Source organism: Nautilia lithotrophica (genome assembly GCF_054656815.1).
Window position 1 is genome coordinate 719316 of the sequence record NZ_BAAHXN010000001.1, and the last position, 14757, is coordinate 734072.

Consider the following 14757-nt stretch of genomic DNA (forward strand, 5'->3'; position numbering starts at 1 on the left):
TCCTATAATCTTTGTCCGTCAGATAAATTTGCAGGTGGATAAAGAATAACTCTCTCACCTCCGTTTAAGCCTTTAACCGCTATATTTTCCCCATCCTGAGCAATTTGTGTTACAGGAACGAATCTTGCAACGTTTCCGTCAACTACAAATACTCCAACAATACCACTTCTACTTGTAAGTGCACTAAAAGGCACTAAAACCGCTTCTTTTTTTGCAATATTTACAACAGCTTTTGCATACATTCCAGGAAGTAGTCCTTTAGTATTTGTAAATGTGTATTTAACAATATATGAATGTGTCGCAGGATCCGCACTTGGTATTATTGTGCTCACTTTTGCGCTAAATTCTTTTTTTATTGCCGGAACTTTAATAGTTACAGGCATTCCGATTTTAAATTTATCGATATCTTCTTCTTTTACAAAACTTTTAGCTTTTAAATTATGAATATCACTCAATACAAGCACCGGATATCCAGGAAGAGCCATTTCTGCAACTTTTTTCATTTTCATAGTAACCACTCCGTCAATCGGAGATTTTACTTTTGCGTATTTTAGCTGATTCTTAGCCATGCTAAGTCCTGCTTTTGCCTGTTTTAACATTCCTTTTGCCATATCAACCTGTTTTTTTCTAATATCCATCATAAGTTTCATTTTTTCAAAATCTCTTTTGCTAACCGCACCGTTTTCATATAAGTTTTTAAATCTCTCATAATCTTTTTTAGCATCCGCATATGCCATTTCAGCCATTAATACTCCGCTTTGCGCCTGCAAAAGCGCCCCTCTTGCCTGGTTAAGCATTGAATATATATCATTTGGATCTACTACAAAAAGTTCTTGACCTTTTTTTACAACATCTCCCTCTTCTACGTTTATTTTTTTAATATACCCCATCACTCTTGTTGCTACCATAACCTGAGATGGCGAATACACATCCGCTACATACTCTTTTTTGATATCAATCTCTTTTTTTTGAGCCGTAGCGGTTTCAAATGCAAACAATCCCGCAACCAAAGCCGTTAACAATGCTATTTTCTTAATCATTTACTCTCCTTTACTAAATCTCCAATAGCTGCTTTAAGTTCGGCAGCCGCAAGTGCTTCGTCATATTTTGCTTTTATAAGTTCCGCCCTCGCTTTTCTTGCATCCGCTTCCTTCATTAAAAGAATTGTCATATTTATCATTCCCTGCTTATACATGTATGTATATTTGTTAAGTATTTCCTCTGCTAAATCTTTATTTACGATTTTGTTTCTTAAAACCGCCGCCTTAGCCTGCAAATCAAGATATTTCTGTTCTACCTGAAGAGCTATTCCTTTTTTCATATATTTATAATAATAAGCAGTTTGCATTGCTTCAATTTTACTTTTTTCTATTTTTGCTTTTTCACTCTTATCAAAAATAGTATAATTCAACCCTACAGCAGCTACAAAATAATCTTTATCTGCTCTTATATTGATTATGTCATTATCATTCCATCCATATTCTAAATGCGCCCCTATCATTGGATATTTCACGGATGAATCCATTTTTACTTTTTTTTGCATCGTTTCAACATTTTTTTGCATCCATTTTAAATCTTTTCTATTTTGTAAAGCGGCTTTTTTCAAGTCTTTCAAATCGGAATTAGGAGATACGATTACTTTAAAATCTCCTACATCGCTTATTTCATCATCTCCACTTAAAAATCTTAAATACGAAAGAGCCAAAGCATATTTATTCTTTGCCTCTGTCATCATAGCATCCACTTCGCTGTCTCTTTTTTTCGCTTGTAAAAGATCCGTATCAGTTGCCATCCCAACACGTTTAAAATTTTCAATCATTTTCACAAAACTACTAGTGGTCTCTTTTGCTTTTTTAAGTGCAGAAATAAAATATTTAGCGGCAACGGCCCCGTTATATGCTTTTAATACTTCAATAGCAAGTTTGTTTTTATCATTTTCATATTTAAACTTATTAGCAATTACCTGAAGTTTAGCCATCTCTTTTGCATATTTGAGTTTAAACCCTGTAAAAATAGGCACTTCATAAATAAACTTTGTTTTAAAATTATTTCTTGCACCAGGATAATTCAAATCTTTTGGTTTCATTGCTAAAACATCACCCTGCATTCCATTCATTTGCCATGCTAAAAAGTCACTAAAACCAAAATCTTTAAACGTTGCTTCACGACTTTCGAGTTTCATACCAAAAACATACAAAGCATTATTGCTTCTACTTATTTCTTCAGTAAAAATCAGTTTTCCTAAATCGTATCCTTTTGCAGTTTTTAAATCAGCCTTAGCTTTATCGATATTTAATTTTTTTGCTTTAAGTTCCAAGTTGTTATTTAAACTTTCTTTTAAAACGGTATCAAAATTTACCGTTTTAGCCATTAATAAACCCGATAAAGCGGCTGAAATTAATAAAAACTTCTTCATACCGCTCCTTTTTAACTTTTGAAAAATTTTATCACAACGAGTGTTACAATATTAACAATATAAGAAAAAATTATCGATGATAAAAAGAGAAAAGATATCCTATTTTTGGTATAATTCTCTAAAAAAAAGGATAGTAATGAAAAAATATACACCTATTTTGTTTCTTTCTTCACTAGGTGCAGGCGGTTTAACTGTTTCGTTTTATGTTTACCTGCTGTTTTTAATTCCCCATAAAGGAATCCCTTTAGCAACGTTTGATCACATTTTTCATACTTTTAACAACACTTCCGTTATTAATAAAGTCGGAATTGTTTTAGCATTAATTGGAATTTTGTATTTTGCATACAAACACATTTCCCTACTTATATGGAATATAAAACAATGGAATAATTTTAAAAAAACCGAAGAATATAACCAAATGAAAGGAACTCTAAAAGAAATTTCTTTTATGGCTATTCCTTTAACATACGCAATGACTATTAACGTAATGTTCGTGCTTGGTGCGGCACTGGTTCCTGGACTTTGGAATATTATTGAATATATGTTCCCGATAGCTATTTTAGCTTTCTTGGGTGTAGGAATTTACGCATTTAAAATATTTGGTGAATATTTTATTCCTTTAATTTTAAACGGCAATAAAGAATGGGAAGAAAATAATAGCCTTGTGCAATTATTATCAGTTTTCGCTTTTGCTATGATTGGTGTAGGTTTTGCAGCTCCTGGTGCAATGAGTCACATAAAAGCTGTGAATGCTATAGGTATTTTTTGTTCATTTATATTTTTAGGAGCTGCAATTATTTTAGGAATTTTAAAATCTATTTTAGGATTTCACACTATTATTAAAAACGGACTCGACGAAAAATCTGCTCCTTCACTTTGGATAGGAATACCTATATTTACATTGGTAGGAATTGCTCTTGTAAGAGATGCTTTTGGACTTGGACATCACTTTAGTGCCGATGCTGATTTAAAAGCGATGCTTTTCACATTAACAGGCTTTACATTTGCTGCTGAAATTTTAATGGGAGCATTTGGTTATATAGTTTTGAAAAAAGTTAACTATTTTGATAAATATATACATTCAGATGAAAAAGATCCCGCAACATATGCGTTAATTTGTCCTGGTGTTGCGTTTTTCGTTTTCGGCATGTTTTTTATTCACTGGGGATTGGTATTTAATGGCGTATTTGATAATTACTCAATTGCTCACTATATATTAATAGCATTACTTGCGATAGTTCAATATAAAACTGTAAAAACAGTTTTAAAACTAAATAAAAAATTCGGCCTTTAAAAGGCTTTTTTCACTTTTTATACTTAATAAAAATACAAAATAACATTTTTATTCTAATATAAGTATTTAAATAAATTAAGTTCCTATCAATTTTTTCCATTTAATGTCTGAAATCAATATCATCAAAAACACAACTAAGCCATATCTTTATATAAATAGTTATAATCTTAACAGATACATATCCATTTTTTCATATTAATGAGATGAAATATTTTTATAATTAGATTTATAAATCCGTTTTTTCAATAATTTCATAGAATTAATCTTAAATCTTTCTTGTTTTAATCTCAAAACTTATAGTGACAGACACTTAAAATCAAATGATTAGTTCCAGATATTAATACTAAATATAAAAGCGATAAAAATGAAAAAAAGAAAAAGAATTATTTTTTGTTTTTAGCCATTCTTTTTCTAACTGATGGATCAAGATATTTTTTTCTAACCCTGATAGACTGCGGTGTAACCTCTACCAGTTCGTCATCTTCAATCCACTCAAGTGCTCTCTCAAGTGTCATTTCAACAGGAGGAACGAGTTTAATTGCTTCATCACTTCCACTTGCCCTTACGTTTGTAAGGTTTTTACCTTTAATAGGGTTAACTTCAAGGTCATTACTTCTGCTGTGTTCCCCTACGATCATACCATTATATACTTTATCGCCCGGTTTTATAAACATTCTACCTCTTTCTTGAAGGTTGAATATAGCATATCCGACAGCCACGCCATTTTCCATAGAAATAAGCGCGCCATTTTTTCTTGTATATGGCTTAGTTGTAGCCGGTCTAAAATCTAAAAATGAGCTGTTAAGGACACCCTCACCTTTCGTATCAGTCATAAACTCTCCTCTGTATCCTATAAGTCCGCGAGCCGGCATTTCGAATTCTATTCTTGTAGAACCATCTGATAACGGCATCATGTTTTTCATAATTCCGCCACGAGTTCCTAATTTTTCAATTACCGCACCGCTATATTCTTCAGGAACATCGACCACTACGTATTCGTAAGGCTCTAACTTAACGCCATTTTCTTCTTTGATAATTACTTCAGGACGTGAAAGTGAAAACTCGAAATCTTCTCTTCTTAGATTTTCCGCAAGAATGGCAATTTGAAGCTCACCTCTACCTGAAACTTTAAATTTACCTTCACCAAGTTCCTCAATTTTCATAGCGATGTTTGTTTCCATCTCTTTAAATAATCTGTCCCTAAGTTTAGGAGCCGTTACGTTTTTACCTTCGGTCCCAGCAAGAGGAGAATCATTAACACTCATAATTACACTGATTGTAGGCTCTTCGATATGAAGAGGATCAAGTCCAACAGGATTATCTTTATCAGCAATAGTATCACCCACGTCAAGAGCACTGAAACCTGCAACCGCTACAATATCCCCAGCACTTGCTTCTTCAATCTCTACTCTTTCAAGCCCTAAAAATCCTAAAAGTTTAGTAATTCTACCATTTATTTTTTCTCCGTCGGCTTTTACAAGAGTAACGTTTTCACCTTTTTTCACTTTTCCGTTAAAAATTCTTGCAATTCCGATTCTACCTACGAAATTGTCGTAATCAAGAGTAAACACCTGCATTTGAAGAGGTTTATCCTCTTCTCCTGTAGGAGCCGGAATATGCTCAACAATCGCTTCAAAGATTGGAGTCATATCTTCATTATTGTCTTCTAATTCCCATTTAGCAATCCCATTCTTTGCAGCTGCGTAAATAATAGGAAACTCAAGCTGGTCTTCACTTGCACCCATACTTACGAATAAATCGAATACTTCATCAACAACCCTGTCAGGCTCTGCCGCAGGTTTATCGATTTTATTTACTACCAAGATAGGTTTAAGTCCGAGTGAAAGTGCTTTTTTCACAACGAATTTTGTCTGAGGCATTACACCTTCTTGAGCATCAACAAGAAGTAAAACTCCATCAACCATTTTAAGAACCCTCTCAACTTCCCCACCAAAGTCGCTGTGTCCTGGAGTATCTATAATGTTAATTTTATAATCACCCCATTTAATAGCCGTGTTTTTAGAAAGAATCGTAATTCCTCTTTCTTTTTCAAGATCATTAGAATCCATTACTCTTTCACCTAACTCTTTTCTTTCGTCAAGAGTTCCTGATTGTTTTAAAAGTTCGTCAACCAAAGTAGTTTTTCCGTGGTCAACGTGTGCGATAACCGCAATATTTCTGATATTTTTCATTAATTGCCTTTAGTAATTGAAATTTTTCGAAATTATATCTAATAATTGAAAAAGATGTTTCATTTATAATATATATAACATAAATATTACATTCATTAAATAATTTATATTTATATTTCACAATTTATTTCATTTTTATTTAATAAATGTTTATAATTGTCAAAAAAAAAGGAGGAAAATGAGTTCTAAACTTAAAATAGTTCTTCTTATCATTGTAACTTTTATGGCTATTTTAATTCCAGGTTATTTTGTAATTCAAAATCAAATTTATAAATTAGCCGAACAAGAAAACATTGATAAAGCTAGAAAAGCAGCTGAACAATTGATTGCAATGAGAGGATATATGGCAAAAGTAGCACCTCATGTAATGCCAAAAGACGCAAGTGTATCCAGATGGGCATGCACACCCGCATATTCTGGTAGAAATGTAGCAAAAACAGTAACAGAAAAAAGTGGTTTTTATATTAAACAAACTTCATTAAAATACAGAAATCCTTTAAATAAGCCAAACGAAAATGAAAAAAGAATATTAAAATTGATTGAAGAAAAAAAACTTCCTGAATATTACGAAATTGGAAAAAATGATAAAGGTGAAGAAGTAATAAGATACGCAAAACCTCTTTATATTAAAAAAGCTTGTCTAAAATGCCATGGTATTCCTCATAAAGATGTTCCTGATACACTTTATAACGCTCTTGTAAAAGATTACGGACCGGTTGCATTCAATTATAAAGTGGGTGACATTAGAGGAATAGTATCAGTTGAAGTTCCAATGACTCAAGTTAAAAAATCTATATCAAAAACTCAAAAAATAATGCTTTTTGGTGGTATTGGTGCTCTTATTTTATTTATTTTAATTATAGTAATCGCAATTAATATTTATTTTGAAAAAAACATTATTAAACCTGTAACTGAATATTCCACAATTTTAAGTAAAAATGATGATGACCTTACAATTAAATTAGATGAAAAAGGTTCAAACGAAATTAAAGGAATTGCCAAAGCCATAAATAAATTTATTACAGAGTTAAGAAGTATCATCGACAAAATTAAATTATCTACCAACAAACTTTTAAAAATCACTTCAAACATTACAATAAATGCAGAAAATATTGAAAAAAATGTTGAATCTCAAAACAAACTGATTGACGAATTAAATTCGTATATTTCAAAAGTTCAAGAAAGTATTAATTCTGCTGAAGATAAAGTAATAAAAACAACAGATGATATTCTAAACACTCAAAAAACTTTAAGCCAAACAACACAAAAACTTTCTGATGTAGTTAAAAAAATTCAAGAAGAAGTAAACAATGAAATTGAAATTTCTAACCAAATAACAACTCTTGCAGGACAATCAAATCAAATAAAAGACATCATCTCAATAATCAAAGAAATTGCAGATCAAACTAACCTTCTTGCGTTAAATGCTGCGATTGAAGCGGCAAGAGCCGGAGAACATGGTAGAGGATTTGCTGTCGTTGCTGATGAAGTTAGAAAACTTGCAGAAAGAACACAAAAATCATTAGGAGAAATCGACGCTGGCGTCAACATAATAGTTCAAGGAATTCTTCAAGCTCAACATACAATTGAGCAAAATGTAGAAGAGTTTCAAAATACTACTAAACAAACAGATGAATTAATTTTAGAAACAAATAAAACAATGGAAAAATTAAACAATACAATAGAAAATGCAAAAATTGCAAAAGAAGAAACATTAAAAATAAACTCCAATATTGAAGCATTGATAAAAACAGCTAAAGGATTATTAAAAGAAAGTAAATTAACTGAAGACATATCCAAAAAATTAAGAATAATTGTAAATGAACTTGAAAATGTAGCCACTGAATTAAAAAACGAAACAGAAAAATTTAAAGCTTAGGAACATTATTTGCTTGAACCTTAAAAAAGGTTCTTGCATGTCTATTATAGAAAGCTTGATTTTAAATATAAGTGATACCAAAAACATAAAAAACACACCAAAAAAAGATAATTTTTTATTAAACTTACTTCAAACATACAAAGAAGAGCCTGAAAAAATTATAGATTTATTTAAAAGCTTAAATATTACTGACAAAGAAATAAAATCCATTAAAACTTATTTAGAAAAAAATCATAAAAATCAAATTTTTGAATCCCAGAAACTAATAAATTTTTTGGAAAAAATCAAAAATAGCCTTAAAGAAACTTCATTAAAATCCACTGAAAAGAAAAACATAAAAATACCATTAGAAAATAAAGAAATTATTGAACCAGAAAATATTTTACAAAAATTAATCGTTTCAGAAATACCAAATAAAGAATTTTCAAAAATACTACAAACAAATATCAAACAAAATTTAAAAAAACCCCAAGAAAATATTACAGATGATAAAATTAATTTTTTAAACAACCTTTATATAAACTCTACACATTTAGAACAGAAAATAGTAACTTTTACTAAAAAAATAATAGAATCTAAAATTTCTTTTGAAAAAATTAAACTTACAGAAATAGATATTCAAACTTTTAAAGAAATAAAATCTTTTAAAGATTTAGTAAATTTTGCCAATAAAAAAAATTTAAATATCAGTAAAATTATCATTGCTCACTTTAAAGATAAAAAAAACGAAGCAAATTCAAATGGTTTCAAATTTCAATTGCCAAAAAATAAAATAAACCCTCGACAAATCAATACGATATCAAAAAACATTAACCATATACCACAAGAAACTATTAAAAACAACACTGATAAAAATAATATTCTTCAAGATTTAATTAAAAAAGTTGAATCAGACAATTCACAACAAACTGAATTAATGCACCAAAAACATAATATTAAAAACCATGAAACTACAACTCATAATAATACTATTAATATTAACAATTTTGATCTTAATACTTTAAAACAAAACATTCATAAAGCAAAAGAAACAATTAAAAATTTTACTTCTAATTTAAAAGAAGCAATTGATAATTATAAACCTCCAATTTCAAAATTATCTCTTGAATTACATCCAAAAGAGCTTGGAAAAGTTGATATAACCATTGTTCACAGAGGTGACAACCTGCAAATTCAAATAAATTCTAATAATACGGCGATAAGTTTTATGCATTCGGCACAACAGGAATTGCGCCAAAATTTAATTAATATGGGATTTACGGATGTAAATATGAGTTTTAATCAAAATCAACAGCAAGGTAATAAAGAATACAGACAAAACCAAAAATTTGCAAATAATTCCAATGAAGAAAATGATGAACTTATTATCGAAATTCCTTATCAATATGCTTAAATTATTAATGTTAATTGAAGTTAGTTAAAAGGTAGTAAAGTTAATTAGTATATTGCTTAATAGGGTTATATTATGATTATTTTGTATAGTTATTAGTTTATTTTAGTTTTTAAGGTTTTAAAGTTACTAAAGTTAAAAATTTTTTTAATTTAGAAATAGGTATGAGATAAATTTATATAGTCTGGCAATATTTTAATTCTAAATTCTCTCTGCGCGCTATAAATTTTACGATTTAGTTGAACCTCTTCTTTTAATTCTCAATCGATTTTTTTTACGCTTTTATTTTTCAACTTTTTCATACTTTCACAATAAAACGGAACAATAATTGCTTTATTTGAAAAAAAAGGCTTACCATGGCTGTAACAAGCGTAACAAACACCACAACAACTTCAAGTAGTGACTATGTATATAACCCTGATTCTCAACTTGACAAAGACGCATTTATGAAACTTTTTTTAGCAGAACTTCAAATGCAAGATCCTACAGACCCAATGGATACAGACAAAATGCTCGAACAAACGGCGTATCTTTCAACTATGGAAATGAATGACAATATGCAAAAATCGCTTGATAATCTTTCAAATGTATTATCAACCACAAGCCAGTTTAGCACTCTTTCGGCTATTGGTAAAATGGCTGATACGGGATACAGATATGTAAATGTAACAGATGAAGATCAAAATGTAAATTTTGATCTTTATTTCGGTGATGACATAACAAGCGGTAATGTAATTATTAAAGACAAAAATGGAAACATAGTAAAAACATTTCCTTTAGAAGCACATACCAAAGGTGTATTAAATTTTGACTGGGATTTGATTGGTGATAATGGAGAAAGAGTTCCAAGTGATAGTTATGAAGTAACCGCAGAATATACGACACCTGATGGAAAAACTTTATCAACAGCTTTAGGCGCATATCCTATAGAATCTGTCAGATTTGAAAATGGCCTTCCATATGCAAAACTCGGAAGCAACTATTTACCATTTAGTGAAATACAAGAAATTTACGAATGGCAGGATTAATTAAAGGAAGATAATGACCACTTCATTTTATAATGGTATTACCGGGCTTAAAAGTTTTCAATACGGAATTGATATATGGGGTAATAATATTGCAAATATAAACACTACCGGATACAAAGAACAAATTCCGGAATTTTCAACACTCTTTTCCGATACTTTAAATTCAAACCCTATATATTCAGATATCGGAATGGGTAGCAAATTATCTTCAACTGCAATAAATTTAAAGCAAGGTAGTTTAATAAATACTGACAATCCTTTTGATATTTCCATTGGCGGTGAAGGATGGTTTGCTGTTAAAAGACATAATGATACTTATTACTCAAGAACTGGCTCATTCAAAAGAGATGCCGAAGGGTTTTTAGTAGATGACAATGGAAATTACCTTTTGGTTGCAAATGCAAATAATTTAATACAAAATTCTGATGGCTCTTATTTTGTAAACAGAAGTATAAACACTGACAATTTAATTTCACAAAACACGCAAATGACTCCTATTTCACTTCCAAATAATGTAATTTTACCGGCAGTGGCAACGTCGGAAGCAACTTTAACATCAAATTTGAATGATGCGGATGTTATTACAACAACTAAACCTGCTAAAACGCAAAGTGATTTTAGCGCTTTATACTCCAAAGATGGACAGGATTTAAAAATAAGAGAAGGTGATTCATTAGTTTTTGGATTTGGTAATCCAGCCGTTTATGACAACAATCTTTTATCTACTGAATTATGTATTACAGATGATGAATTAGATGGTAATAATGTTGTATATAACTTTACTCTTAATGGAATTGATTTTAATATTGACCTGCCTGATGGCTCTACAAAAGAAGAAATTCAGCAAGCTTTCAAAAATGCATTCGATAATGCCGGTATAATGAATGAAATTACCGATAATGGAATTAAAATTTCAGATCCCAATCAAATTATATTAATTTCACAAAACGAACTTTTGCCAAATATTGCTGCAGCAAAATTAACATACCGATCAGAACCTCAAAACCAATACGATTTTTCTACTATTCAAGACTTTGACAACATTATTCAAAATTTAGCCAATAGTGCTTATCCTAATGATACAAATGTATATTTGGATGATGAAGGTAGAATTTGTATTGATAATAACTCATTTAAAACTATAAACGCCTATGCATTAAATACTGAAACTTCAAATGATTTGTTTATGAGTAATTTAGGAAGACTCGGAAATGAAATTTATGCAGGAACAAGTGCAAAAAGTTATGATTTTTTAACAAACACTCAAAGTTTCGGCGGTAATATAATTGAAGCTAACGGACAAAAAGACACCTTGTCAATAAGTTTTACAAAACAAAAAGTTTTAAATAATCAAATAATATGGAACGGCGTAGTTTCGGTGCTTGATCCTGATTCTAATGTAATTGGCACACAAAATTTCGAAATGATCTTTGATTCAAACGGACAATTATTATCTCCAAATTCAGTCACCATTACATCACCACAAAACATAACATTAAATTTTAATATGACATCTTATAACAAAACAGACTTAGCAACATCATATTCCTTTACACAAAACGGAGTAGAAAAAGGATTTTTACAAAATTATCAGATTGATAAAAACGGACAAATTCAAGCACTTTTTTCCAATGGACAAATGGCTATCTTAGGACAAATTCCTATTTTCCATTTTCAAAACGATCAAGGACTTGAAAGTTTGGGTGGAAATTTATTCAAACAAACAGATAATTCAAACAAAGCATTGTTATATACGGACCAAAATGGCAATTATATACCTGAGAGTCAAATAATCTCAAACACTTTAGAATCTTCAAATGTAGATTTTTCACAGGCTATGACGGAATTGATTATAACTCAAAAAGCATTTTCAAGTGCTGCAAAAACGGTAACTACAAGTGATCAGATGATACAAAGAGCAATTGATATGAAAAAAGGATAATCGGAACGATAATTGCTTGAAAAACAAAAACTCTAAAGGACAACGTCATGATGAGAAGTTTATGGAGCGGAGTCAGCGGACTTAACGCTCATCAGATTGCAATGGATGTCGAAGCAAATAATATTGCAAACGTTAATACGGTCGGATTTAAATACAGCAGAACAAACTTTCAAAACCTGTTAAGTCAAACAGTTAAAAGCGCTACTGCTCCACAAGGAGATCTAGGTGGTAAAAACTCCCTACAAATTGGGCTTGGAACAAGTGTAAGTGCTGTTGAAACAATGTTTAAACAAGGAAGTATTCAAAATACTGATAAAAATACTGATATGGCCATAAATGGCGATGGATTTTTTGTAGTTAGTGGTGATGGTGGAAAAACATATAGATATACAAGAGCTGGTGATTTTACTTTTGACGCAAACGGCAACTTTGTAGATCCTAACGGATATATAGTTCAAGGATGGTTGGCAGATCCAGAAACTCATACAATTGATACAGCAAGCGGTGTAAAACCAATCTCAATTCCACCAGGACTAACTACTCCTGCAAATCCTACGAGTAAAATTTCTATAAAAGCAAATTTAAATAGTGGTGACCACATTACAGAAATGAGTGGCACAAAGCCTACAGTAGACCAAACGGCAGATTTTAATGGGCTATATAATGCAAATGGTGAAAAAATACAACTAACTCCTGATGTAGATAAAATTACTTTAGCAATTGATGCTAATAATGATGGCACAATCGATACCGCTACAGAAGTATTCACTTTTACTTATGGAACAAGTCAAACTGATACGGATAGAAAATTTACTACAATAAAAGATCTTTTAGATGAAATTAATGAAATTATAAAAGACACTACAGGAACTGCATCTGCATCAGAATATCAAGTATATTTAAATGGGAATGGACAAATTGTTGATCCTCAAAACAGAATAAAAACTGAAGATGCTCTTTCATCTACAAATGCAACTCTTGAAAATATTTTTAAAGCACTTGACGGCCCTGCAACAACAACTGAATCAATAAAAGCCACACAAAACAGCTTTATCGGTGCCGATGATGTCGGAGAACTTTTTAACGCAAATGGTGATGCGTTTAACCTTGAAGACGGACAAGGAATTAAAGTAAATATAAATGGTCTTGGAGAAACAAGAAAATTTATATATTCTCAAACTCCTATAAATGAAACAGAAGGATGTGGAACCGCTACAGGAAAATATCAACCAACTGATCCTATTACAAGTGATTCTATGGAAGGATTGCATTGGACATATGATTCAAATAAAGAAAGAGCATTTTTTAATACAAATCAATATATTACATTCACTTTTTCCGATGGTAGCACTGTTTCATACACTTATGGTAAAGATTTTCAAACAATAGATGATTTGTGTTGTTTATTACAAAATGATATAACAAATAGAAATTTAGATGACACTATAAAATTTGAAAATGGAAAAATTACTGAAACCAACGATGTAATTACTGGTGTTCAAGTTTATGATTCAGCTGGTAATGCTGCAACAACAACAGCACTTCAAAATTTGCAAAATATATTTGAACCATTAGCAAATGGAACTTCTACTAATGAATTCTTAAAAAATGATGTTTATTATTTTCATGATATACAAGATTTAGCTTATATATGGCAATTAGCGGTCGATGCAAGTGGAGATCCTTTAAACTCTACAACCGGTAATAGCGGAATTGTTTCAATAAATGATGATGGGCAGTTAACAATTAAAAATACTTCTTCAAACTCATTTAATATAGATGTTAGTGGATATCCTGATGATGAAAAAGACAATCAGCTTTTCACTGATGCTTTTTCACCAATAAATGGAAGTGTTGCGGCAGGTGGTATAACACTTACACAAGCTATGAATGCCGCTGTGCATACAACAAGCATAGATGTATTTGATTCACTTGGAAGTAAACACACATTAACTTTACATTTCAGAAAAACACACACATCTGAAAATCCAAACGATCCAACGGTTTGGAAATGGTATGCCGAAGTTCCGGCACCAAGCACATTAGACCAACCTGCATACGGATATGTTAAATTCAACCCGGATGGAAGTATAAATTCATACAATCCTCCAAGTTTAATATTTAATCCAAACAACGGATCATCAACAGGTCAGGCAATTCAGCTTGATTTTGGAACAATGGGTAAATTCGACGGAATTACGTCATTTGAAGCTCCAAGTGCTACAAGTGGGCAAACGCAGGATGGATATCCTGGAGGTGATTTACAGCAACTTGTTGTTGATCAGACAGGAACAGTTATAGGAGTCTTTACAAATGGTAGAAGCTACTCTTTAGCTCAAGTAGCGATTGCAAAATTTGTAAATAACGAAGGGTTAATGAGTGAAGGAGGCACACTATTTAGTGCTTCACCTAATTCCGGTGAACCTATCATAGGAACAGCAGGAACAGGCGGTAGAGGTTCGATACAACCAAGCTCTCTTGAAATGAGTAACGTTGATTTAAGTAGAAGTTTAACTCAGTTAATCGTAATTCAAAGAGGTTTTCAGGCTAACTCAAAAACCATTACTACATCTGATCAAATGTTAAATACTCTCTTACAATTAAAACAATAATGAT

At 31.0% G+C, this 14757-nt stretch carries 8 protein-coding genes and 1 pseudogene; 6 read left to right on the forward strand and 3 right to left on the reverse strand.

The genetic code is table 11. The features are described from left to right. Positions 1 to 2: 2 nt before the first annotated feature. Both ACYQ19_RS03710 and ACYQ19_RS03715 read right to left on the reverse strand, forming a co-directional pair. The gene (locus ACYQ19_RS03710) at positions 3 to 1040 is read right to left on the reverse strand and encodes an efflux RND transporter periplasmic adaptor subunit (protein WP_459978075.1); all 1038 of its coding nucleotides are present in this window, start codon (positions 1038 to 1040) and stop codon (positions 3 to 5) included. Next, on the reverse strand, positions 1037 to 2416 hold the full coding sequence (locus ACYQ19_RS03715) for a TolC family protein (RefSeq protein WP_459978076.1): 1380 nt from the start codon (positions 2414 to 2416) through the stop codon (positions 1037 to 1039). The genes ACYQ19_RS03710 and ACYQ19_RS03715 overlap by 4 nt, the downstream gene beginning before the upstream one ends. A gap of 136 nt (positions 2417 to 2552) precedes the next feature. Here ACYQ19_RS03715 and ACYQ19_RS03720 point away from each other — a divergent pair, with 136 nt between their 5' ends. After that, complete coding sequence (locus ACYQ19_RS03720; RefSeq protein ID WP_459978077.1) at positions 2553 to 3710, forward strand: TsoY family (seleno)protein; 1158 nt, start codon at positions 2553 to 2555, stop codon at positions 3708 to 3710. A gap of 383 nt (positions 3711 to 4093) precedes the next feature. On the opposite strand, the gene typA is transcribed toward ACYQ19_RS03720, so the two are convergent. After that, the gene (typA, locus tag ACYQ19_RS03725; protein ID WP_459978078.1) at positions 4094 to 5902 is read right to left on the reverse strand and encodes a translational GTPase TypA; all 1809 of its coding nucleotides are present in this window, start codon (positions 5900 to 5902) and stop codon (positions 4094 to 4096) included. Positions 5903 to 6188: 286 nt separating this feature from the next. On the opposite strand from typA, the pseudogene ACYQ19_RS03730 reads away from it, so the two are divergent. From ACYQ19_RS03730 to ACYQ19_RS03750, 5 genes and pseudogenes are all read left to right on the forward strand, one after another. Then, positions 6189 to 7532, forward strand: a pseudogene (locus ACYQ19_RS03730) (methyl-accepting chemotaxis protein); the annotation flags it as partial. A 286-nt stretch (positions 7533 to 7818) separates the two neighbouring features. Further along, the gene (fliK, locus tag ACYQ19_RS03735) at positions 7819 to 9174 is read left to right on the forward strand and encodes a flagellar hook-length control protein FliK (RefSeq protein WP_459978079.1); all 1356 of its coding nucleotides are present in this window, start codon (positions 7819 to 7821) and stop codon (positions 9172 to 9174) included. A 353-nt stretch (positions 9175 to 9527) separates the two neighbouring features. After that, positions 9528 to 10199: a flagellar hook capping FlgD N-terminal domain-containing protein gene (locus tag ACYQ19_RS03740; protein WP_459978080.1), complete on the forward strand. Its 672-nt coding sequence runs from the start codon at positions 9528 to 9530 to the stop codon at positions 10197 to 10199. Between the two features lie 13 nt (positions 10200 to 10212). Then, positions 10213 to 12141, forward strand: coding sequence for a flagellar hook-basal body complex protein (locus ACYQ19_RS03745; RefSeq protein ID WP_459978081.1), 1929 nt, complete (start codon positions 10213 to 10215; stop codon positions 12139 to 12141). 47 nt (positions 12142 to 12188) lie between these two features. Then, on the forward strand, positions 12189 to 14753 hold the full coding sequence (locus ACYQ19_RS03750; RefSeq protein WP_459978082.1) for a flagellar hook-basal body complex protein: 2565 nt from the start codon (positions 12189 to 12191) through the stop codon (positions 14751 to 14753). Positions 14754 to 14757 lie beyond the last annotated feature (4 nt).